General features: G+C 48.0%; 17 protein-coding genes. 1 reads left to right on the top strand and 16 read right to left on the bottom strand.

The genetic code is table 11. The features are described 5' to 3' along the window. Window positions 1-128: 128 nt before the first annotated feature. The 8 genes from ACX1C1_RS08830 to ACX1C1_RS08795 all read right to left on the bottom strand — a co-directional run bounded on the left by ACX1C1_RS08830 (window position 129) and on the right by ACX1C1_RS08795 (window position 13,652). Window positions 129-1,532, bottom strand: a complete 1,404-nt coding sequence (locus tag ACX1C1_RS08830) for a malic enzyme-like NAD(P)-binding protein (protein ID WP_458956722.1) — start codon at window positions 1,530-1,532, stop codon at window positions 129-131. Window positions 1,533-1,558: 26 nt separating this feature from the next. Next, window positions 1,559-4,840 (bottom strand): polysaccharide lyase family 8 super-sandwich domain-containing protein, encoded by a 3,282-nt coding sequence (locus tag ACX1C1_RS08825; protein WP_458956721.1) that lies wholly within the window; start codon window positions 4,838-4,840, stop codon window positions 1,559-1,561. A gap of 103 nt (window positions 4,841-4,943) precedes the next feature. After that, window positions 4,944-7,241, bottom strand: coding sequence for a helix-turn-helix domain-containing protein (locus tag ACX1C1_RS08820; protein ID WP_458956720.1), 2,298 nt, complete (start codon window positions 7,239-7,241; stop codon window positions 4,944-4,946). Between the two features lie 26 nt (window positions 7,242-7,267). After that, a complete protein-coding gene (locus ACX1C1_RS08815) occupies window positions 7,268-8,818 on the bottom strand; it encodes an ABC transporter substrate-binding protein (protein ID WP_458956719.1) in 1,551 nt (516 codons plus the stop codon). A 115-nt stretch (window positions 8,819-8,933) separates the two neighbouring features. Next, window positions 8,934-9,818 (bottom strand): carbohydrate ABC transporter permease, encoded by an 885-nt coding sequence (locus ACX1C1_RS08810; RefSeq protein WP_458956718.1) that lies wholly within the window; start codon window positions 9,816-9,818, stop codon window positions 8,934-8,936. A gap of 14 nt (window positions 9,819-9,832) precedes the next feature. Further along, a complete protein-coding gene (locus tag ACX1C1_RS08805; protein ID WP_458956717.1) occupies window positions 9,833-10,768 on the bottom strand; it encodes an ABC transporter permease in 936 nt (311 codons plus the stop codon). A gap of 272 nt (window positions 10,769-11,040) precedes the next feature. Further along, window positions 11,041-11,256, bottom strand: coding sequence for a cold-shock protein (locus ACX1C1_RS08800; RefSeq protein ID WP_458956716.1), 216 nt, complete (start codon window positions 11,254-11,256; stop codon window positions 11,041-11,043). 821 nt (window positions 11,257-12,077) lie between these two features. After that, window positions 12,078-13,652 (bottom strand): RNA-guided endonuclease InsQ/TnpB family protein, encoded by a 1,575-nt coding sequence (locus ACX1C1_RS08795; protein WP_458956715.1) that lies wholly within the window; start codon window positions 13,650-13,652, stop codon window positions 12,078-12,080. A 260-nt stretch (window positions 13,653-13,912) separates the two neighbouring features. Here ACX1C1_RS08795 and ACX1C1_RS08790 point away from each other — a divergent pair, with 260 nt between their 5' ends. Beyond that, a complete protein-coding gene (locus ACX1C1_RS08790) occupies window positions 13,913-14,434 on the top strand; it encodes a hypothetical protein (protein ID WP_458956714.1) in 522 nt (173 codons plus the stop codon). A 292-nt stretch (window positions 14,435-14,726) separates the two neighbouring features. On the opposite strand, the gene ltrA is transcribed toward ACX1C1_RS08790, so the two are convergent. The 8 genes from ltrA to ACX1C1_RS08750 all read right to left on the bottom strand — a co-directional run bounded on the left by ltrA (window position 14,727) and on the right by ACX1C1_RS08750 (window position 23,296). After that, window positions 14,727-16,145: a group II intron reverse transcriptase/maturase gene (gene ltrA, locus ACX1C1_RS08785; protein WP_458955974.1), complete on the bottom strand. Its 1,419-nt coding sequence runs from the start codon at window positions 16,143-16,145 to the stop codon at window positions 14,727-14,729. Between the two features lie 503 nt (window positions 16,146-16,648). Beyond that, complete coding sequence (gene yidC / locus ACX1C1_RS08780; RefSeq protein WP_458956713.1) at window positions 16,649-17,500, bottom strand: membrane protein insertase YidC; 852 nt, start codon at window positions 17,498-17,500, stop codon at window positions 16,649-16,651. Next, window positions 17,431-17,796: a hypothetical protein gene (locus ACX1C1_RS08775; RefSeq protein ID WP_458956712.1), complete on the bottom strand. Its 366-nt coding sequence runs from the start codon at window positions 17,794-17,796 to the stop codon at window positions 17,431-17,433. Before ACX1C1_RS08775 ends, yidC begins: the two co-directional genes overlap by 70 nt. Window positions 17,797-18,142: 346 nt before the next feature. Beyond that, entirely contained in the window at window positions 18,143-18,334 is a 192-nt protein-coding gene (locus ACX1C1_RS08770; RefSeq protein ID WP_458956711.1) for a hypothetical protein, read from the bottom strand. Between the two features lie 252 nt (window positions 18,335-18,586). Continuing rightward, on the bottom strand, window positions 18,587-19,684 hold the full coding sequence (locus ACX1C1_RS08765; protein ID WP_458956710.1) for a glycoside hydrolase family 88/105 protein: 1,098 nt from the start codon (window positions 19,682-19,684) through the stop codon (window positions 18,587-18,589). Window positions 19,685-19,743: 59 nt separating this feature from the next. Further along, window positions 19,744-20,619 carry a carbohydrate ABC transporter permease gene (locus ACX1C1_RS08760; protein ID WP_458956709.1) on the bottom strand — a complete coding sequence of 292 codons (876 nt, stop codon included), beginning with the start codon at window positions 20,617-20,619 and terminating at the stop codon, window positions 19,744-19,746. Window positions 20,620-20,669: 50 nt separating this feature from the next. Beyond that, the gene (locus tag ACX1C1_RS08755) at window positions 20,670-21,605 is read right to left on the bottom strand and encodes an ABC transporter permease (RefSeq protein WP_458957639.1); all 936 of its coding nucleotides are present in this window, start codon (window positions 21,603-21,605) and stop codon (window positions 20,670-20,672) included. Between the two features lie 143 nt (window positions 21,606-21,748). Continuing rightward, on the bottom strand, window positions 21,749-23,296 hold the full coding sequence (locus ACX1C1_RS08750) for an extracellular solute-binding protein (RefSeq protein WP_458956708.1): 1,548 nt from the start codon (window positions 23,294-23,296) through the stop codon (window positions 21,749-21,751). Between the last annotated feature and the right edge of the window lie 58 nt (window positions 23,297-23,354).

Below are 23,354 nucleotides of genomic sequence, written 5' to 3'. Positions count from 1 at the left end.
GGCAAGTATACCAGTATCTCCGCATATAGTTCAATAGACTTTTAAAATATCCTTAATCCATTCACAAATAGCCCGCGTATCCGGTCATGGCGACCTGATGCGCGGGCTATTTGATCTAACTTGACCTGCTATTCTCGGTATTCTGGAGGCACTCGTCTTGCCGTCCCTGTCCGAATCGCCGCTCTGATAACCCCGTCGCGAACGCGACTGGCTACAAGCTCGTTGAACACGGAAGGGATAATATAGTGTTCGTTAATCTCCTCGGGCTGGACGACGGAAGCGATGGCATACGCGGCCGCCAGCTTCATGTCTTCATTAATGATCGTCGCACGACAATCCAGTACACCGCGGAACAGGCCCGGGAAGCAGAGCACATTATTCACTTGGTTGGGATAGTCGCTGCGACCGGTAGCCAAAATTTTGACATGGGGCTCCGCCACCTCCGGCGATACTTCGGGGTCAGGATTAGCCATCGCAAACACAATCGGGTCGCTCGCCATTCGCTTTAGATGCTCGGCGGTTAGCAGATTGGCTTGGGAGACGCCTATAAAGACATCGGCACCGGACAACAGTTCCCCCAGATTTCCTTCCCTGCTCTCCAATTGCGGCTGCTGCGCAAGCCAGTTCCATACGGGATGCTCGTACTCCGCGCCCGGTCTCAGCGGGCCCTCTCGATCGACTGCCGTCAGTCGTGTGACTCCCGCCTTTAACAACATCCGGCAAATCGCCGAGCCGGCAGCGCCGATGCCATTCACGACAACTCGCATGTCCTCCAGCCGTTTGCCCGTTAATTGACAAGCGTTAATCAATCCCGCCAGCACGACGACAGCCGTCCCGTGTTGATCGTCATGAAATACCGGAATGTCCAGCTCTTTGGATAGTCGCGCTTCAATCTCGAAGCAACGCGGTGAGGAGATGTCTTCCAAATTAATCCCGCCGAATACAGGAGAAATCGCTTTAACGGCGGCTATAATTTCTTCCGTATCCTGCGTGTTCAGACAGATCGGGAACGCGTCGACATTACCAAGCTGCTTGAACAGCATGGCTTTGCCTTCCATGACGGGTATCGCCGCCTCCGGTCCGATATTACCCAGCCCCAGAACGGCAGATCCGTCGGAAACAACGGCTACCGCATTACGTTTGACCGTGAGCGAATAAGCTTTGTTCGGATTCTCGGCAATCGCTTGGCAAACACGCGCCACGCCGGGAGTATACACACGGGACAAGTCCTCTCTGTTCTTGATGGACAGCTTGGGCTGCACCTCTATTTTCCCGCCCAGATGGACCAGGAAGGTGCGATCGGAAACGTTGACAACCTCAACCCCGGGCAAATAACTGACCGCATTGACGATATCCCGATAAGTCGGCTCCGTGTAGTTAATCGTCACATCGCGAATGGTGGCATGTTTGGAGGATTTAATCATGTCGATTGCGACAACATCCCCCCCTGCCCTGCCGATCGCGGCGGCCACCTCTCCAAACGATGTCCGATTTTCTAATTCCAATCTCATTATCATGCTGCTGGCAGCCATAAGAAGAACTCCTTTTACATCAAATCTTATTCGCTATAAATAGCCATACCCATCAATATCGGCTCTCGTGTTCCTTTCACGAGATCCATCGTGAGCGCACCGTCGCTGACCGTTGCGGTATAAGGTCCGTACTTGGTCCAGCCCCCCACTGCAACCGGTGAAATGGTGCCCTTCACTGTCCCCTCAAGCTGCACGTCAAAGCTTCGATAATTGTTCTGATAGTCTTCCATAACCCATAAGTATACCGAATAAGTGCCATTCGGAAGTGTCTGCGCAATGGTTATGTTGGTGCCCCTCCAGATATGCGAGTTCAGCATAGACGCTGTATCCGTGTCGACTGCTGGACTTGGTGTTACCGTGTTCGCAGCCTGATAGTTTGAACTGATCGTCATGCCCGAGGTCAGGGCCGAGCTTTGGGAGTGCCAGCTATTTCCTTCGATAGTAACCGCACTTCCGCCAAAGTTGACGCCTTTAACGAACACTTCCGTTGGTTCAAGCTTAATGTAATCCACCCTTACTTTGCCTGTCACGGTACCCACCATCGTTAGTCTGAATATACGATCCCCTGGCCCCTCGAAGGTGTGCACCCCCATATCCTTATCGTAATAGTTGGCTGCCGTTGAATACGTATCAAATGGAGCGCCGTGATTCACATCGCCGATTTTGAGTTGATAGAGCGCATGGTTGTACTCCCTGTACAGCCTGAACGTAATCTTGTATGTCCCTGCCTTAGGCACATTCACCTTGTAATCGATATAATCGTTGATCTGATTGCCGTTGAACATACTATCCTTGCCGCCGCTGGCAATTGTAACGTTATTAATCGTACGGCTATCGGAAGTGGCGACTACGGCGAGATTCTCTGCTTCAATGATGAATGGATTAGCGATTGTTGGTGCTGGCAAAGGAACAACCGTTCCTGTCGTCGCGAACTTCGCTTTGAATGTCTTGCCATGCGCACCTACGACGCTTACCGACATTTTGATAGTCGGCGACAGCTGCGTGACGACAACGCCGCTATCCGCGGAGATCACGCTCGTCGCGCTTTTGTTGATCTCGATGTTGATCGTATCTCTGCCCGCTTGCGTCGGATCCGATACGGACACCTCGAAGTCATTTGCCGTCTCCTTCGTCATCACGGAAGCTTTCCGATTCGATGTCACGAGATCAACCGTCTTGACGCTATCGTTCCAGAAATTAATCCCTACCATGTTCAGCCCGTTTTCCTTCACGGCTTGCGCATCTGAGGAATTCTCTAGAATCGTAATATTCGGGTTGCTTGCGTACGCGCTAACCTGCGAACTCGTCTTATTGGGCAAGGTTACGTAAGAATAGCTGGCATTGGTTGGATTGACGCCATGGTCCATGACCAAGCTCAGGTAATTGCGAGTATGAGGGGTCGTTGGCGTGCCAGAATTCTGATTAAGTTGCTTCCAATTACCTGTTCTGGCTTCTCGCAGTCCCGTAATATTTGCAGATCCAGGGAAGTAGTACCCAATATCCGAACCTGCAACGTTGCCGGCCAGATGAATGGTATTGACGCCTGTCATATTCTCCGTCCAGCCGAGTGTCGTTGATTTGGCGGAACCGTTTACCGTCAGCGCATTATCGCCGCCGCTATTGATCTTCCGATTCTCCGCAATCGTCTCTACGGCAATATTATCGGCGCTCGTAATCCCCGCACCCAGAGCCACGATCTCGTCGTCGAACATGAACCAGGACTTCTTGGCGGCAAGCGATTTGCCTGACGGATGCAATTCCATCCCTGTAACACCGTACAGCCCCGAGATCTCCGTTCCGCCAACCCAATTCTTATCGGAAAAAGCACCGCTTGTAGCTGTTGTATTGTGCAGAACGGTAGTCCCAGGCAATTGATATCTATTAACCGTTGGCCAGTAATTATCGGTAAACTGCGACAGATCGTTATTGTACAGATACGTCATTCCGTCTGCAGTATGCCAGGCTTGGCCATTCTCCGCGTTAATCGATTCATAGTTGGCCACGCGGTTCGAGTGCATGCTTATGCCATACCCATAGCCGGGCCGCAGCTGCACTGCACGATCCATGCCGGCATACTGTCTATACGCGAGCAGCTCATCTCTTGGCGCAATCGTATTATTATTTAATAACGCTGTTGCCTTCTCAATGACATGAATAGATGAAGTCGTTAACAGACTGCTGAATGTATCGTTCTGCATCCAGTACTTCACCATACGTTTGAAGGCTGTTGCATCTGTAGGCGAAGCAATATCGGATAACTGAAGGATGGAACGAATCGCAACATGACCCTCCGTATGATCCTGTGCATAATGTCTTGATATCTCTCTGCCCCTAACCATATCCATCATGGCGCCTTTATAAATCAGCGGTTCATAGGCATTATAGATCCATTGATATACATTCTGCTTATCGGGATCCGTAACAGCGAATGAAGAGCCTTCGACGAGATACATAAGATTGCTTACGGATTCAAGAAGAGATAAGCCATAACCGCCAGTGTATGGGAAGTGACTATGTTGGATAAAGGAGCCATCCACGTAGAAGCCGTCTCCATCCGTGACATAATCGAATATTTGACTTAAACCTGCTGTAGCATGGGCAATCTTGGCACTATCCTTGACAATCACGCCTCTGAGCGCAATGATTCCAGCTTTCCAAGACCGATTAGCTCCTGTCAGCTCAATCTCTGGCGAGACCCAGTTGACAGCATCCATGTAATTCGTAACCTGTGTCGATGTCAGATCGTCATACATCAGTACCGTGACCGCATTGAGCTGCTGCGGCGCACCGATCTCCATATGCCACCAGTTCCCCGAATATATAGCACCATAATAGAATTTGTTTGCATGCATCCAATCTAAACCGCTAATAATATCATCTCTTAACGTAGTATTTCCTTCTAAGCTCGAGCCTCTCGTCGAATAGGCAAGAGCCATATATTTGAGATTCGCGTAAATCGGCGTTAGATTATCCCCCTTGCTGCCCGTATTGGGCGCACCAATCGCATATTCCGCCCACAACTGTGTCCGACCAGGCGTTTTGATCATCGAGTCCCAAACTTCCTGAGCTTTGTCGGTTATTTCCGTAATTCTCGCGGCAATATTGGGGTCTGACGTGTTGTAGGACGCGCTTCCCGTTAACGTTTCCTTCCATCTCTCTCTGAGCGTGTCATATTCATCTGCTGCTGCTGCCGGAGAGGGACCAACAACCATAAGACTAATAGCCATCACACAAGACATCATGATGCACATCGTGTTGAAAAACGTTTTTTTCAACTGATTCGCGTTGGAGATTTTTGAAATTTTCATAATCAACTTCCTCCTTTGTTTTCATGACAAAATGATAGCGCTTTCATTAACACTCGGTTCTCTATTCTATCGCCTCACCTCCCTTTTAGGAGCTTGCTCTATACTATTGAACCGTCTTTCTATATTGAGTAGGCGTTACGCCGTATGTCTTCTTGAATAGTGCAGTGAAATAAGCCGCATTGTTGTAGCCGACACTTTCATAAATGTGCTTCACGCCCATATCAGGCTGAGAAATCAGCAGTTCCCGCGCTTTGGTTAGCCTTAAATTATTTATATAATCCGGGAAGCTCATCCCGAGTGCCTCTTTCATGATTTTGCTAAAATATTGGGGAGTAATTTGAAGCTCATCGGCCATCCCATTCGCGGAAATCCCCGAGTTAGTATAGTTGTTTGCCGCCAGCTCTACTATTTTTCGCACAATATCCGAAGAGTTCGAGGTATGAATCGCAATAATCTCTCGGCTGATCCATTCATACACTTCCTCATAACACGCACGAAGCTCGGACAGAGACTCCATGGTCAGAACACGATTATAGATCGATTGGTAGTCATATTCAGGCTTTTCGGATTGCGCGAAAATGACATCCTCCAGAATAAGGAACAACGAATGGATCATCTGCGCGTTCAGCTTCACCGTAGTCCGATAAGGAAGCGCGCGAAGGTAATCCAGATATTCGTTGACATGCTCGTCAAATTCAAGCTTCGCTAGCTGCTTGATATCCTTCATCAAGAGCCTCTCTACTTTTCGAACGTCCTCTCCGATCGTCTCCGACTCGATGATTTCAGCAGAAGTGTACAGCACAGGCTCAGGACCTTCATACAGACGATAATTTGTCGCTTCATACGCCTGCTTATAGCTGCTGGATATGCGCTGGTAATGCTCCTCAACATCGCTAATACCGGCTGTAAATTCGATTTCCCAAATACTTTTCGAGGTTTCTCTTAGTTGCAGCAGAACATGGTTTAATACAGCAGGTTCGAACTTCCCGGCCTGCCCACCCATTTGAAGCAAGAAAACGAGATGCTCATCTTCAACGACCACGTAAGTGCTATTCGTCTCAAAGCCTAACATCTCAAGCGTCAGATTCGCTAATGAATTCAGCTTGAGAGAAGCAGCGGCGTTCGTATTCTGTTCCTTAAATCGGGTATACGAATTAATCCGAACAACTAGAATCCGATAGGAATCATACGTATTACTCACAACTCTCAAATCCTTGAGCTGCTCTCGGATCTCTTGTTCATTCAACTCATGACTTTGCTGCATTAATACCTGTATGTACTGCGACTGCATCGCAAATATACTTCGTTCTTCCTGGGACTCCAATACGTTCATCCGTTCAAACAGCGATTTGGTCGCATTGACAATCACCTTCAGATTAAGCGCTTCTGCCTCTTCAGCCACTTCTGTTTTTCTTGCGGAACGAACGATTTGACTGAAAATAACCGTCATCGGCAAATAATATCGTTTGGACACGATAATCGAAATGAATACCAGCATGATGCAAATAACGGATATGATCGTCACAATTGATTTCATGACCTGGGATTGCTCCCGTATAATATCGTTGTTCCGAATGAGCGATAACACGATCCAATCTGACTGCTCATTCACGATATAGTTGGCGATGAGGCCCTGCTCACCCTTCACATGTTTGGACCCGCTGCCGGACGGTTGCCCTTGATCGGTCAGAAGCTCATACGCCTCATGATACAACTCGAGATAATCAGTATTCTCGTGACTGCTTAACAAAATTTGACCATTGGCATCCAATATGGCCGCAGCCGTGGTATCCCTTTCATCGGGATTGAACACCTCTTGCTTGACCTGATCCGCATCCAAAGTGACCAGTACGGCTCCCATTTCCTCTTCTTTGAACATGACAGAGATCACATTAGCAGAGCCGCCTGTAATGTAGGATACCATTCGTACTACAGGCGTAAGGTTGTCAACGGATTCGGCTAATTCAATGATTGCAGACTCCTTCTCCACAACGCCTCTGCCTGTTTTCTCCATCATGATTTTATTGTTTTTGACAATGTAGACCGAAGCGACTTCCTCATTCGTTAGCAGGATGGTATCAATAAATTTAGACGTATTGAGCAAATCAGGCACACTCGGCCTCTCATCTCTCAATAGTCCCTGGAATTCACTGTGTTTGAAGATTTGATAAGCAATTTGTTCGGCATTGGATATCGCGCTGTCACCTTTGGCATGCACATTGTGCAACATTACTCGGTTCATCGCGAGTATATCCTCGGTACTCTTATTGCCGAACCAATAGTACATGATACTAGCCAGAACAAGTACGGACATCACAGCCGTTCCCAAATAAATAAGCAATAATTTAATGAAAAAGGTTTTTGCGATGAATTTCTCCTTACTTGTTCTGGTTGTGGCCATGAAAGTCAACTCATTCCATCGGTAATTTATTTTGAATCGATATATGCTTGCAACTGCCGACTATATTCCTCTACAATCTTCTCAACCCCAGCATTCGTAAGCGCCTTCCTTGCTTCCGGGAAGTTCTCATCAAAGTCCAGGAAGCCCCACAGAATTGGATTGATTTTTTCAACTATGATTTGTTTGACCTTCGCTTCTTCGGTTTTTACGCTAGCATTGTCGAATACAAACCCTGCCGTTTTGGATTGGATCGAACCCTCATCCCAATTTTTATAGCTAGTTGCGGTCTTATCTGGGATGATCGTGCTAAATTTAGCGTAGGCCTTGTTATATAGCATCCAGGCTGGCCACAGCTCATCATTGTTGATCTTTTCGATTTTGTCGCCAACTTCTTTAAAGTCCTTATCTTTTACGCCATTGATCATAAAGTCATAGTTTTCTTGGTTCTCATAGACCCAGTTCAAGAATTGTACGACACGGTCCGGATGCTTGGATTGCGCCGCTACATAGAACACATCTGTCACAACCATTTGTTTATATTTGGGCTTATCCGGATTCAACAAATATTCGTTGAGTTCGCCTGTAGGCACATTCTTCGTCAAGGAACCAATGAAATTGACCGCACGGTCACCGGCTGCGCCAGTCGTCATCGCATAGTTGCCTGAATTAAATTCACTTAACCCGTTGCCTGCATTCGTCAATTGATTATCCTTGATATAACCTTTGCTCCGCCAATCGGCGCGCATTGCACTGATTTGTTTGACGATGTCTACATTATCGAACAAGGAGTAGACCTTCCCACCAGCTTCATCTTCATTCACATAATAATGAGGGGCATTGCCCATAGGCGTAAGAGAGACATCTTGCGGCGAGAACGCTCTGTAGTAAGGCGTTATCGGATCGACTTCGAATATCGGCGTCATCTCTGGATGGTTCTCCAACACTTTGGCCGCAAAGTCGTTAATATCTTGAATGGATGTGATAGCATCCATGCCCGCCTCTTTCAACAAATCCTCGCGCACTAACAAGGAATGGAATTTAACAGCCGTAGGCGCCTTAGCAACTGGAAGCGCGTACATTTGACCGTTTAATTTAACTGCTTCAAAGTTTTCTTCTGGGAAATGTTTAAGAATATTAGGACCGTTGTCCGGCAGTATCTCATCAACAGCCATCACGTTTTTCTTATTAGCAAATTCCGCCAGCTTACTTGGGCTTCCCCAGAACAGATCCAAAGCCTCTCCGGAAGAAAACATTAGGTTCAATTTATCGTAATATTGCGCCCAAGGGATATAGTTAATGTTGAATTCCAGGTTTAGATCCTCTTTCATCTTCTGAGCAAACTCGGTTTCCAGAAAAGCTTTCATGCGAGAACTCTGATCCCCAGGCATAACCATATTGATGGTTGCCAATTTCTGCTCACTGACTTTAACCTCTTCTTTTGTGCTAGTGTTCTCCTCTACCGGCTTGCTTGTCGGACTTGCCGCTGGTGTATTGTTGCCTGAACATGCAGTAATCGCTAACATTGCCGCCATCGAAGTTAATAATACGGGCAATCTTTTTTTTCCATTCGTTTTCATATACATTGTATCCCCTTCTCAAGTTATTTACGATCACGACTTATTGCATGTTACGTTTCATGTTAAGCAAAAAACGCCTATATATCTATCACCTCCTTATAGAATATAGGCTTGATCAGCCTTTTACTGCGCCAATCATTAATCCTTTTACAAAGAAACGCTGAATGAAAGGAAATACTAGAAGGATCGGCGCTATCGTGATCATTGTAATTGCCGCTTTGACCGTTACGGTCGGTACAGCAATTTTATCTGCCGCGCTCTCCGACATGTTGCTAGCGAGCGCTTGTGTGTTCGATAACAGATTGTATAACCGATATTGCAGCGGAAATAGTTCATCGTCTCGAATAAACAACAAGGACAACCACCAGTCGTTCCAGTATTGAATCGCATAGAATAAAGAAATCGTCGCAATGCCAGGCATAGCTATCGGAATCATAATGCGGGCGAATATATAGATCTCGCTAGCGCCATCGATTCTAGCTGATTCCAGCAAAGGTTCGGGAATCGTATCAAAGTAGCTCCGCATGACGAACAGAAAGAACACATTTAACAAATAGGGGACAATCAACGCAGCCATCGTATTGGTTAACTGATAATAATTGACGATGAGGATATACCAAGGGACAAGCCCTCCATTAAACAGCATCGTAAAGTAACAATACATCGAGATGGAATTTCTATATTTCAACTTCTTCGAAGACAATGTATACGCTAACATTGCTGTGATGAGCATGCTGCATATTGTGCCGGCGACCGTCACGAATATGCTGACCAGATAGGAAGAGACAATCCACTCTCCGCCGCTCTGAAACAGATAGGAATACGTAGCAAAGGTAAAATCTCTAGGCCATAACGAGTACCCTAATTTAATGATTTCCTTCTCCGCCGAGAAGGAGCTAGAGATCATAAGAACTAAGGGATACAAACAAATCAGCATAAAGACGGTGACTGTCCCGTACACAATCCAATTAAAGGTTCGATCAACCAGAGATAGTTTCATTGTTTTCACCCTCCTTAGTACAGCGATGTGCCATCTCCGATTTTTCTTGCAAGACGATTACTTGCGAATACAAGGATAAAGCCCATAATCGATTGAACAAAACCTACCGCAGTCGACATCCCTATATCATTGTAGACGCGCAAGGAACGATAGACATACGTATCCAGAATGTCCGTTGTCGGCATTAGAATGCCATTTTCCTTCACAATACCGAATATCATGCCGAAATCCCCATAACAGATTCTCCCTATAGCCAGCAGAGTCAGGATGATTGTTGTTGGCATTAGCAATGGCAAAGTAATATGTTTCACTTGCTGCCAGCGGTTTGCGCCGTCCACCGTTGCTGCTTCGTAATAGGTGGTATCGATGCTCGTCAAAGCAGCTATATAAATAATGGCTCCATATCCTGTCCATTTCCATATATACACGAATACCAAAATCGCTCGCCAATACTGTGGTTCTGTATACCATTCAATCTGCGGCAAACCCAATTGAGCCAGTATTTTGTCAAGCGAACCAAAATCCTTGGATAGTACACTATAAACGAGCTCACCTACAACAACCCAGGATACAAAGTAGGGAAAGAACAGCAACGACTGCGCTACTTTTTTGAACCATTTTTTGGCAGCTTCATGCAACAGGATGGCAATGACAATTTGCACGAGCGTACCAAAAACGATAAATAAAGCGTTTAAATATAAGGTGTTGAAACCAACTCTCAAGACGTCCGGTGATGTAACAAACGATTCGAAATTACGCAAACCGTTCCAGGGGCTCCCGAATATGCCGTCTACACGGTTGTAATCCTTGAAAGCGAGAACAAGACCGCTCATAGGCAAATAGGAAAACATAAGGAGAAAAACAATACCAGGCAGCGCCATCAGATAGCCCCATCTGTTTTTATTGAGCTCTCTCCACACCCCTTGTTTCTTAACCGACTTTACCTCCACATAACTTCTCCTTTCGATCGAGATGAGGTTAACTTCTAAGCAGGATCCTGCCACATCAAGTTAGCACGCCTCCTGAATAATTCAAATATCAAAGAATGAAACTACTATTGAATTATGAAGCCGCATCCAAAATCCCCAGTAATGACGCGGAAAAATTAACATGTAAGCGTTTATCATTAAACAAAAACAACCCCGATAGCAGCGGCTTGACCGCTGTTATCGGGGTTGTTGTTTGTTGCACTCTATCCATCTCATCGCCGTTCTTATGCGTGCTAGCCTTTGATTTCAGAAGCTGCTGCGGTCGAATTGACGAGAGCGGGCAGCATTCTTTCGCTGCTCACCATCGGTGCATTGCAAACCAAGCAATTCGGTGTTTTGTCGAACGAAAAGTTATCTCTCATCCAGCTATTGCACCCTTCCGTCTCGCACGCCCATATCTTCGTGTTCTCCTGCGGAATTTCCTCTAGCGGCTTTTTACGATTATACATGGCCAGCCTCCTTCGCTCTTTCGCAATGACTCATGTCCCCATCCGTACGAGCAACGCGCGCCGAAAAACGGAAAACTGCCCCCACTCGCGGGTTGGGCAGTTTTCGTCTATAAGGCCGACATCGTCTTGATCGAGGTCATGCCTAGCATCTTCAAATATCGCCCATTATACCACGTTAACCCAGAAAAGGCAAGCACTGTTGCGTGTTTGGCGCATGCTGGGCTAGAGGCGGGCGATATCCGAACTGTTTTCCCCGGACAAGTTATTTATACGCATCTATACGAAGAATTATGTAGAATCCAGATCATTTTTTTCCAGTAAGCGCCCGTGGCGGGCGGATTGCGGGCTGTATCCCCACTTTTTCGGGCTGCAGCGCCCGTGGCGGGCCGCCTTATAAAAGCTGTTCGAAAGCAACTTTCTTCTATAGCTTACGTCTGAAGTAATGAGCACGACCTGCACTTTTCGTGCAACGCCCTCATCGCGTTTCAAATCGCTAACAATCTCACATCATGGAGTGGATGGCTATGCGCGCTGGATTCAGCATATTAAAGGAAATACATGATAAACGAACAACCATTAACGAACATGTATATGGATTAAAGGACTATGAATTCGATCGAATGATCAAGCTCCTCGAAAAAAAAGGGATTCTTAGAACGGGTTCTGCGAGTCGGTGACCATTTATCCTTGCGACCAGCCAGGCTTACGGTGAAGGGTCAGGCGTTTTTGATCGAACATGCAGCTCTTGCAAGCGAATATCCATTGCGGATTGACGAGTTAAGGGATTGGATCTGGATGAATACTCCCACCACTTACCGGTGCTATCGCTTCGGTTGAAGTGGGGGTTTCGAATGTCTCAAACTGACTGATTGCAGGATGCTTAACACCCGGGGAGTTGACACGTTGACGGACTGGTTACCATCCAACCCCTCTATCCCATCCGAGCTCTTGGCAGATACGTTTGGGAATACTTTGCGCATAATGTTGGCTGCCCCGTTCACATCGGCATGAATCAAGCCCTCTGTGCTTCTATACAGCCCACGATGAATCCGCTTGCCTAAGAACTTCCATGTCCCTTCATCGCCATAACGCGGCAAGGGGTCGTGATCCAGAAAGCTCGCTTTCGACGTATATGCTTCTTCCGTCAGAACAACCGCTATCCCATGCTCCACCGCCTTATACTGGATCATTCGGATTAGCATCTTGTGGGGGATGTGGCAGAACGACTGATTGTTACGTTTCCCCAGCGCTGACACTTGCTTCCATCCGTCGTTATGTCCGATGACGATCGTACCGATGCGTTGTTCCACAGCCAGCTTGACGATGTGGTGGCTGGCTTTGTGGAACAAATCTTTGATCCGGAGATGGCGCTTCCGATGCAAGCGTTGCAGCCGTTTGGATGTATGGACTCCTTCTCGCTGCTTCTTGCCTTGACAAAGAATCCCGGTGTAGTGCGCTTTCATCTTATTGTAATACTGATTGATCGCTTTGACGATCTTGCCCTTCACGATCAGCGGCTGCGAACCCGTTGTCGTGACGATGGTTGCAAGATTGTCCACGCCTAAATCAATGGCCATTAGTAAATCGGAACGATTTACGTCCATTAGTAAATCGGAACGATTTACGTCCATTAGTAAGTGTGGAGCATTTACGTCCATAAGGGACTCGGCACATGTTTCCCCTTGCACATGTTCTTGCGTTGTTTCCTTTTCCTTCTCTTTCACAGGAAAAGCGAAAATCAACTCGACAACATAGTGTCCATGGCTCGGCACCACGCGTACTTGCTTCAGTTGTCCGTCGATACAGCCCAGCTTGCCGATGTTAAGCTGCAGCTTGGTCTTGGGCAGCTTAAGAAACTTCCGTTCTTTGATCACGCAATCCTGATTGGAGAACACAATTTCTTTCACCGGACGGCGAGCGTAACCCGGTATATTCGGTTTGCCGCTGTACTTCTCTGGATGTTTGCGATAATCCTTCATGCTCGCAAAGAAGCCGTTCCAATTTTGAAATACCACCTTCATAATACCTTGACTGCTTTGCGCAGGGAGCGCGCGATAATCGGGTTGTTCCATCACTTTGATCAACGCGTCCAGAAAGGAGTAGGACACAAAGGGCTTCTCCTGTGAAGGTCGTTCAAACGGACGGGAACGATTATGAGCGCACCGTCTTTCGTTCATCGCTTCAAGCTGTGATTCGAGAGTGTCCATCACGTGTTGTTGCAAAGGATGCAGGGGTTCATTTCGTCTAAAAGCAGTAAACACTTGCCGGATGAAAAAGTTGGTTGTGTTGTACAGATTTTTAGCGTTCTGACACGCTTCATCCAGGTACGCAAACAAACGATGGCCTGGTTTGATCCATACCTGATAAGTTTTGTACATCACCGATGAATCCGACATGACTTCACCTCCACCCGAACACAATATACGAATGTGTGTTCTCATTCAATTGTACTGTGAATTCAGGTCGAAGAAAAGGGCATCTTTTGAGCATGTTCAGGAAGTCGCCGATTCAACTCACCGCTTGCAGAAGCGGGAGTCCTCTCGGCGAGTGATGATAGATGAAGCTAGCAATAGCTCGCTATGATATCCAGCGACCGCCTCCCAAGATCATATCGGACCCTAAATAACTTATATCGAGACGAAAGGTAGACTTCAACATGACCAGGGTCAGCATATTTCTTCAACAAACTAGTTATGGATTCGAAAGCTCGGATAAAGCATCTACGGAAATATCCAAAATCGCCAACGGAACTACCATTAAAGTGCGTCCGGGACATCATAAAAACATCGCCGATCTCGCCATTTCCTGCCCTCACCTTGATTTGGCGCTAACGTTCAGCCTATGTGATCTAAAACAAATACATTCAATCATGCTCGACTCCATCGAACAGAGTATCGTGAAAGACTACAACGACGCTTCGTTTGATTATTGTGATGTGCTTCCTCCGTTTGGGATCGTGCATGTATATGACTTAAACCTGGTACTTCAGTGTGAAACCACAGAGGTTGAACTGACAGCTTTCTTTCATTTATTAGATTGTTTCTTATTGGAGCATTTCTTGATGTACACATTCTACGAAAAAGAAATGGTCTCTAAACAGATGGTTTCCCAAGCTTGTGACTTGAAACCATTTACTCATGAGGGTTTACCTTGCTTTAGAGTCAAACGTGTAGGATAGCACAAAAACTATATTCGCTCCTTATAGTGCGTGTTCAAAAAGTTCGGTTTTCAGCACCGAGAAGATTGGATGAAAGTAGAAACTGAGGCGCGGAGCGTAGTGGAAGCTACGTGAGCACCGGAAGTTTCACTTGAGTTCAAGATTCGATGTCGAATTTACTACTTGGATTACTTCGTGATGGGAAGCGGACTTTTTGAACAACCTCTTACACGATCGGGTAGGAGGCTACTCATTATTTGAGTAGCCGACCTCCCACACCACCGTACGTACCGTTCGGTATACGGCGGTTCCATTAGGACTGCGCAGTAACTTGTCGATAATAATCAGAAAAGAAGAGGAAACCTAGAGCATTTATAGTGGAGTTGTTAAGGGATTTGGAAAGGATAGGGCTGTTGGAGGTTCTCCAATAGCTCTTTCTTGTGTTTGCGTATTCCCATGCCTTCTGTTCGAGGATGCCGAATGATTTCAGTCGATCGAATTTTGTCCTGATTCGCTTCCATTGTTTCCAGTAGATCATGCGAATCCGTCTTCTCATCCATTCATCCGTCGTTTTGAGTAGCGACTTCATATCCGCTATCTTGAAGTAGTTGATCCACCCCATAATATAGCGTTTAAGCTTCATCGCACGGACCTCATTCCCCATTCCGTTGCTTCTCGACGTCAGCTCTTTAATTTTCACTTTCATCTTGGCAATGGCTTTCGGATGTATTCTGACCCTCGCTTGACCTTTATACCGATAGAACGAGAAGCCAAGGAATTTAACCTTTCCCACCTCATCCACGACCGTTTTCTCCCGATTTACTCTAAGGAATAGCTTCCCTTCGATGAAGGGAAGTATGTTCGTTAGAGAGCGCTCGGCGCTTTTCCTGCTTTTGCAGAAGATCAGCAGATCGTCTGCATAGCGCACGAATCGGTGTCCTCTGTTCTCCAGTTCCTTATCCAGTTCGTTCAGCATGATGTTGCTAAGTATTGGACTCAGGTTGCCACCCTGGGGCACGCCGATTTCTGTTTCCTCGAATTTGTGTTTGACTACGACTCCTGCTTTTAAGTATTTGTGGATGAGCGAGATGACTCGTCCGTCTTTGATCGTTCTGGACAATACTTCAATTAACTTACTTTGATTTACCGTGTCGAAGTATTTCTCCAAATCCATATCTACTACATACTTGTAGCCCTCGTCGATGTTGGCTTGACTCTTCCGAATGGCATGGTGTGCACTTCGCTTTGGTCGAAATCCATAACTGTTATCCGAGAATTGCTTTTCGTAGATCGGCGTTAGCACCTGGGCAATCGCTTGCTGGATGACTCGGTCCACTACGGTCGGTATGCCTAAATTTCTCTTCTTTCCGTTCTCCTTCGGTATCTCTACCCTGCGAACGGGATTCGGACGATGCGTTCCGTCCAGAATAGACTGCTTGATTTTCTCTCCATTTTCTTTGAGATATTGTAGAAGTGCATCTACTGTCATCCCATCGATTCCATGGGAGCCTTTGTTTGCCTTTACTCGTTTGAACGCTTCGTTCAGGTTTTCGCGGCTCACGATCTTCTCAAGAAGTCTCTTCTCCGACTCGATTGCGTTGGTGTCATCCGTTTCGGCTATCCTCTCAGGAATGTGCACTCCCGCATATCCTTCGTGTTCCGCACTATTCTTCTGCGGCGAGCCTTCCATTGGAAGTTGGCTGCCCTTGGCTCCTGTATTGGTAGCTTTCATTGACGATCACCTCCTAAGGTTCAGCCCTTCCCCCCTGCTGTCGACGGCAGGAGGTACTATGGCGTCTGCTGACTTCTCATGATAAATCTTGTTTCAACCGTGATTCGAAGCTAATATCTCTTCACGTCCATGAGACCTCCCACGGTAAGACGATTCACTTTCCTTCCATGCACCCGCACCATCTACACTGGCATGTCCGTGTAGTTCATTGGATTTCGCTTTGTTTGGCAAGCTCATCCCATATCCTGTGCCTTATGATGTTCGTGTTCCTCGGGTCGGAATTTTGCCTCCAGCTTCCTTCAGATTCCACCTCACGGTGGACACCCTTGCTCTTGGCTAGTGGTTGGTGACTACAAACCCCCACAGCGGACTTTCACCGCCTAGTTAATCGCCATGCGTGGCACACCAAAAAAGGGCCGCTCCTCCGAGCGGTCCTTCGTCTTTGTATGGTTCGGCCTAACGCTGCCACATTCCATGTCGGTTTACTCACCTTGGAGCCTCGATCACTTACCCGTGCTTGTGGCAATCTCCACCGTTCCGTTACTCGCGGCTGGAGGCTGCTTATACAGCTTGTTCAGCAAGTAGGATTGAGCAATCATAAACAGCCCGCCCGTCACCCAATATAACGAAATCGCTGCTGGCGCGAACAACGCGAATGCCCCCATCATGATTGGAGAAAGATAACCTAGAAACGCCATTTGCTTCGCTTGCTCGTTTTGGTTTGCGCTCTGCGATATTTTGAACTGCAGGAAGTACACAACCGCGGCAATAACCGGCAACAACATATCAGGCTCGCCGAGCTTAAACCACAAGAATGAATGCGTGGATAGCTCGGGCGTCATGCGAATCGCCGAATATAATCCCATCAGAATCGGCATCTGAATCAGCATGGGCAGACAGCCAATCGCGAGTGGATTAACGTTATGTTTCTGATACAGCGCCATCGTCTCCTGTTGTTTCTTGGAGAGACTATCCGCATCCTTTTTGTCCTTGAACTTAGCTTCCAACGCCTTCAGCTCGGGCTGCAGTGCCGCCATCTTGCCTTTCATCGTCATCTGCGACTTGAACTGGCGAAGCATAAGAGGGAATAAAGCGAGTCTAATGATAAGTGTAATCGCCATAATGGCGATGCCGTAATTGTCCTGGAATAGTCCCGCGATCCATACGATAAACGCTGACAACGGATAGATCACATAATGGTTGAATACGCCGGGAGTGTCCCCGTCTATTGTCCCGGTTGCGTTGCCGCAGCCTGTAATGGCGAAAAGTCCAATGATGAGTACGGTCAGGCAAATAATCCGAAGTGTCGTGGAACGGGACAGGAATGCAAACGTTGATGTTGTTGTATTAGGCATATATAGCCTCCTCGTTGGTTTAGTTGTTGCTTCTCCAACGAGGACCTGCACGCTGAATCGTCATCATCCGGCGCAGATTTGCGCTTCACATAGCGGATCAGCCACAGACCGACCGCCATAACGAAGGACGTCAATTGTGGCAAAACCATCAACCACAACTGCGTCCGCGACACACGGCTTGCATACTCGGCGTTCGATTCGCGCAGATGGATCGTGTATGAATAGGCGATCGTACATAACAAGCTGATCGAGAACAAATATGGCAACCAATCGTGTAACTCCAGCTCCAACATCATCGCATTCCCTCCCTTCCCGCATTCATTAGTTCCATTCTAAATCATATCGATAGAAATTCATACGTCACGAAAATGGTTCGGGTAACAATTATTCACATCGGCACCGGCTCCGAAACCTGCATAACACAAAAAACGCCCTGATGGCGTCCCGCATCCCGCAACTACAAATTACGAATCAGCCTTATATGATTCAGTCTTGGAATTTAAAAATCCTGTATTTCATACATCAATCTAGTCTCCAATCCTCAAACATTACAGATAATCCTGTACTTTGTACATCAATTCTGAGCTACTTCCATTCTTCATCATCCCTCCCCCTCTTTATTCCTGCACAAATACATCAATATTACTCAATTGGATGCAAATTCAACAATATTACTGTACGAAATACATCATTCATAGGATGCCAGTCCAGTCCAGCGCATGCCAGACCATTCCAGTCCATGCCACGCCAATCTAGTCCATGCCACTCCACGCCATTCCAGTCTAGTCCAGCGCCACTCCAGTCTAGTCCAGCGCCAGACCAGCGCCAGTCCACGCCTGGGATAATCTTATCTCATACCAGTCCACGCATGGAGAATCTTATCTCATACCAATAAGCCAGACATAAAGCCTCTTAGCTCGTACCCAAACAAGCCGGCGTCTGCATCCACATCACTCACTCCGCGGACGCTCTGACGCCGGCCCCACCTCGCATCACCTTACAACATAACCGTGCGAATACTGACTTCCTAAACAACCAAGCTCTCCATCTCTACACAAGCCATCACGAATGTAGACTCCCTAAACCCTAAACCAAACTCTCCATCTCCACGCAAGCCATCACAAATGCGCCCACGCCATGCAGGTCGTTGCTGCTGGTCGGTCTTGTGACATAGTTCTCATAATCGCCTGCAGATGTTCCGATGCAGATGTTCGGCATCACGAAACGACCAAGCTCATCCGTTTCCATCACGGCAGTCAATCCCGCGAATCCACGACGCGCCGCCAATCGTCCTTCCTCACCGATCAACCCGCGTTTATACGCTTTGGCTATTGCATAGACGAACAAGCTGGAACAAGAGGTTTCGAGCCAGTTGTCTGCCAAGTGTCCCTTGTCGACAACCTGATACCACAGCCCGCTGACTGCGTCCTGATAACGAACAAGTGATGAAACAACACGGGCTAGCTCGCCCGCGAGCGTCTCCCAGCCCGCATCGCTCTCCGGCAGCTCATCCAGAAATTGCGCGAGTGCCAGTACGTACCAACCAAGCGAGCGTCCCCAGAACTCGGGCGACCGGCCTGTTGAAGGATCTGCCCATGGCATCGCCCTGCTTTCGTCCCACGCGTGATAAAGTAAATCCGTTTCTTCGTCGTGCATGTACCTGCGCATCAGCGATTCCTGCTGCAATACAAGCTGCCGAAGGTCAATGTCGCCATAAGCATTGGCGTATTTCAACGCGAATACTCCGCCCATGTAGAGCCCGTCCAGCCACATGTTGTAAGCGTATTTGTCCTTATGCCAGAAGCCGCCTTCGGATGTGCGGTTCAGCGTATGAAAGAGCGAACGCAACTTTTGAGCCGCTACACGGTAACGCTTGTCGTCTCCTCCATTGCGTGCATCCAGCTTGAACAGCAGCAGCCCAGGTTGTATAGCATCCAGCTCGTCGCGGGCGAATGCGAAGTTTCCTTCGGCATCCACCAGCTTGTCGACGTAACGTTTGATGTACGCTTCGTACTGCTGCCCCCCGTCATGCTCCCACACCATCTCCATCCCGCACAGGAACACACCTTGATGATAATGCCAACGCCCTGCGGGCGGCAGCTCCTCCGGCGCATATCGATCCATTAACGAATCGCAAGCCGCTTTGGCCCAGCTAATCGGCGATGTCACCGTCTGTTCTGCCATAACACTACATCCTCTCTCTCCTAGTTGTCTATACGCAACCGCCCAACCTCTATTCATTCCTACCCTTTTATCGATCCCAGCATAGCGCCTTTAGCAAAATGTTTCTGCAAGAACGGATATACCATCAAGATCGGCAGCGTCGCAACGACGATAACCGCCATCTTAATCGTTTGATCCGGCGGCGGCACCGCAGAATCTAGGTCAGAGCTGTAGTCCATACCGCTTGCAAGCACGACGATCTGACGAAGCAATACTTGAATCGGCCACTTCAAGCTGTCGTTGAGGTACAAGATTGCGCTTAAGTACGTGTTCCAGTACGTCACCGCATAGAACAGCGATAATGTGGCGATCGCCGGCATGGACAGCGGAAGCACGATCCGGAACAAAATACCAAAGTCGTTGCAGCCGTCGATCTTGGCCGACTCTTCCAACCCTTCGGGGATGTTCTGGAAGAAGTTCCGCATAATAATGAGGTTAAATGCGCTAATCGATGTAGGCACGACAAGCGCCAGATAGCTGTCGATCATACCAAGCTCCCGCACAACCAAGAAGGTCGGAATCAGTCCGCCGCTGAACAGCATCGTGAACACAACAAGGAACATAATGCCCCTGCGTCCATCAAGGTCGCGCCTGGATAGACCGTATGCCATCAATGCTGTAAGCAGCATACTGAACAACGTTCCGAATAACGTAATGCCTACAGAAACACTCATCGCACGGAAGATTGTATCCGTCGAGAAAATAAACTTGTATGCGTCGAAGCTCCATACGGTCGGGAACAAAATAAACTTCTTAACCGCCATCTCGGCACTAGTCGTGAAGGAGCCAGCGACAACATGCAGGAACGGAAGCACCGTAACCAGCGCGATAATCGCGAGCAGCGTATAGTTGACGGCGGCGAACACGCGCCCGCCGACCGTTCTGTCTTCCACCATGGGGATTGCCTCCTCGTGAGAAATAAAGAATTATGGCTTTATGCTATTGCTTAGTACACGCCCTCTTCGCCCATCTTCTTCGCCAGCTTATTGGCCAACACGACAAGTACGAGACCGATGAATGACTTAAAGAATCCAATAGCTGTGCTGTAGCTGAATTGTCCTTGCTGCAGCGCTGCCGTATACACGTAAGTATCGATGATTTCCGCCACATCGCGGTTCATGGAATTCAGAAGCAAGTAGACATGCTCGAAGCCAAGCTCGAGGACATCCCCGATTTTCAGAATGAGCAGAATGATGATGACGCTCCTGATCGCCGGAAGCGTAATATGCCAGACTTGCCGCAGACGGCCCGCGCCGTCCATCCGTGCAGCTTCGTACAGCTGCGGGTCGACCGAAGCGATTGCGGCCAAATATATGATCGTTCCCCAGCCCGCCTCGCGCCATATCACTTGAATGATATAGGTTGGTCGGAACCACTCGGTGCTGAGCAGGAAATTGATTTTTTCGAAGCCGAAGTATGCCAACATTTCATTGATGATGCCGCCGTCCATGGTTAACATAACAAAGCCGATCGACACGATAATCACCCATGACATGAAATGGGGCAAATAAACGAGCGTCTGGAAAAAACGTTTGAAAAACGTAATTCTTACTTCATTCAGCATCAATGCGATAATAATCGGAATCGGAAAATAGAAGAGCAGATTCATGCCGAACAGCAATAACGTATTGCCAAGAATCATCATGAAATCGGGTTCAGTAAACAGTCTCTCGAAATGTTTGAAGCCCACCCACTCACTGCCGGTAAAGCCCCAATGCGGCTTGTAGTCCTGGAACGCGATGGCGAGTCCGAACATGGGAATGTACTTGAAGGCGATAAAATAGAGAATGCCCGGCAAAATCATGACATACAGCCATTTGTTCCGCCAAATGCGTCTCTTGAGCTCACTGCTGCTGCGAAGCTTCATCTCCGCGCCTTTCATCTCTGTTGCTGCGTGTTGCATGCTGGTTCTTCCTTTCTTCTCGGGAGTGAATGCACCGGCGCCGATAGACGGTGGTGGAAGCGGAAGGCCGCAAGCGACCTTCCACTTCCAATCGCACCCGATTTCCCTATCCCGCGCTGCGACTACTGCTTGAATGCCGCCGAATACTCTTCGATGATTTGCGCGCCGCCGCGGCTCTTCCAATCATCTACCGCTTTGTCAAAGCCAGCTTTGTCGAGATCGCCGTAGATGTACTTGTACGTAGCATCCTTGATCAGCTCTTGCAGCTGCGTGCCTTTCTCCGTGAACGTAGCCGAATCAAGCGCAGCCGTCGGATCGTGAATCGCGATCTTCTCGCTCTCCGGAATGAGCTGCTCCGCATGAATCCGTACCGCTAGATCGTGGAAGCCTTCCAGCATGCCGTTTGTTTCCGGTTCGCCGATCACGCTGTCCTTGTAGCCTTTTACTTCGCGCTCAGTCAGCTCAGCGTTGTCAGAGGCCTTGGCTTTGCCGTCCTGGATATTGTAGTGAGTGCCTTCGATGCCCCAATACATGAGGTTGGATACTTCCGGCGTCATCATCTTGTCAAAGAACGCAAGCACCTTCTTGAGCTGCTCCTCATCCTTGATTGCGCCTTTCGGGAACAATACAACGTTGTTGTAGCCAGGAATTGCCCATGATGCTTTTTCGCCATTTGGTCCTGTGACGACATTCTGTACATCAATGACCGCAGACGGTACGTTTTTCACAAGATCCTTGTTAAGCGAGTTCACGTCTTGCAAGGAACCGATGTAAACGCCAGCCTTGCCGCTCGTGAACAGGTTGATTTGATCCGTCTTGGACGTTGCCGCGAAGTCGACGTTCATCAGCTTGTTATCGCGGATCTTCTTCATAAAGTCCATCGTCGCTGCATATGAGTCGAATGTGAATTCCGGCTGCAATCCGCCGTCCTTCTCGCCCCAGTTGTTCGGTGTGCCGAAGTAAGCGGCCAATGTCTTGAAAGCGCCATAGATGAGATCGTTACGGTCCGTCAGACCCATTGTGTCGTTCTGACCGTTTTTGTCCGGATCGCCATTCGTGAATTTCTCGATCATCGTGTACAGCTCGTCGATTGTCGTCGGTGCGCTCAGTCCGAGGTTATCCGCCCAATCCTTACGATAGATGATGCCCTGACGAGCCAGCGGACGACCGATATATACCGAATACAGCTTGCCATCTACCTTGGTATTGTTTAGAATTTCCGGCTTCAGCTTGTTCAGGTTCGGGAATTCCGCCAAGTAAGGACCGATTTCCCAGAACTGACCATCACGGATTGCGCCTTTCATCTGAATGAATGTCGCCTGGTTCTTCAGATAAGTGACTTGCGGCAGTGAGCCGGTCGCGAAGGAAGCGTTCAGCTTCTCTTCGTACGTGTCCGCCGGGAAGAATTGATACGTCAGCTTGGTGTTCGTAAGCTTCTCGACTTCCTTCTTAATGGTGTCTGGCGGTGTCTCGGACGTGTTAAGAGGAAGCATAATCGTAATTTCAGTCGGTTTCTCCGGTTCAGCAGGTTTCTCTGTTGCTGGCGCCGCACCTTCATTGGTTTGTGTAGGGTCTGGGGTGCTCGTGTTATTGCCGTTGCCACCCGAACATGCACCTAGTAACATGCTGAGCGTGAGGATACTGCTGATTGCAATGGCTTTTTTGTTCATTCGCCTTGACCTCCGATTTGTTTGGTGGATGCTGTCATCCCTGCTTGGGACGACTCAA

Source organism: Paenibacillus sp. strain BS8-2, assembly GCF_054483835.1.
This window is presented reverse-complemented; position numbering and strand designations above follow the sequence as displayed.

Excerpts from the sequence above, each read along its gene's own strand:
- ACX1C1_RS08830 (WP_458956722.1), bottom strand. The coding sequence starts at position 1,532 with ATGGCTGCCAGCAGCATGATAATGAGATTGGAATTAGAAAATCGGACA.
- ACX1C1_RS08825 (WP_458956721.1), bottom strand. The coding sequence starts at position 4,840 with ATGAAAATTTCAAAAATCTCCAACGCGAATCAGTTGAAAAAAACGTTT.
- ACX1C1_RS08820 (WP_458956720.1), bottom strand. The coding sequence starts at position 7,241 with ATGGCCACAACCAGAACAAGTAAGGAGAAATTCATCGCAAAAACCTTT.
- ACX1C1_RS08815 (WP_458956719.1), bottom strand. The coding sequence starts at position 8,818 with ATGAAAACGAATGGAAAAAAAAGATTGCCCGTATTATTAACTTCGATG.
- ACX1C1_RS08810 (WP_458956718.1), bottom strand. The coding sequence starts at position 9,818 with ATGAAACTATCTCTGGTTGATCGAACCTTTAATTGGATTGTGTACGGG.
- ACX1C1_RS08800 (WP_458956716.1), bottom strand. The coding sequence starts at position 11,256 with ATGTATAATCGTAAAAAGCCGCTAGAGGAAATTCCGCAGGAGAACACG.
- ACX1C1_RS08795 (WP_458956715.1), bottom strand. The coding sequence starts at position 13,652 with ATGTCGGATTCATCGGTGATGTACAAAACTTATCAGGTATGGATCAAA.
- ACX1C1_RS08790 (WP_458956714.1), top strand. The coding sequence starts at position 13,913 with ATGACCAGGGTCAGCATATTTCTTCAACAAACTAGTTATGGATTCGAA.
- ltrA (WP_458955974.1), bottom strand. The coding sequence starts at position 16,145 with ATGAAAGCTACCAATACAGGAGCCAAGGGCAGCCAACTTCCAATGGAA.
- yidC (WP_458956713.1), bottom strand. The coding sequence starts at position 17,500 with ATGCCTAATACAACAACATCAACGTTTGCATTCCTGTCCCGTTCCACG.
- ACX1C1_RS08775 (WP_458956712.1), bottom strand. The coding sequence starts at position 17,796 with ATGATGTTGGAGCTGGAGTTACACGATTGGTTGCCATATTTGTTCTCG.
- ACX1C1_RS08765 (WP_458956710.1), bottom strand. The coding sequence starts at position 19,684 with ATGGCAGAACAGACGGTGACATCGCCGATTAGCTGGGCCAAAGCGGCT.
- ACX1C1_RS08760 (WP_458956709.1), bottom strand. The coding sequence starts at position 20,619 with ATGGTGGAAGACAGAACGGTCGGCGGGCGCGTGTTCGCCGCCGTCAAC.
- ACX1C1_RS08755 (WP_458957639.1), bottom strand. The coding sequence starts at position 21,605 with ATGAAAGGCGCGGAGATGAAGCTTCGCAGCAGCAGTGAGCTCAAGAGA.
- ACX1C1_RS08750 (WP_458956708.1), bottom strand. The coding sequence starts at position 23,296 with ATGAACAAAAAAGCCATTGCAATCAGCAGTATCCTCACGCTCAGCATG.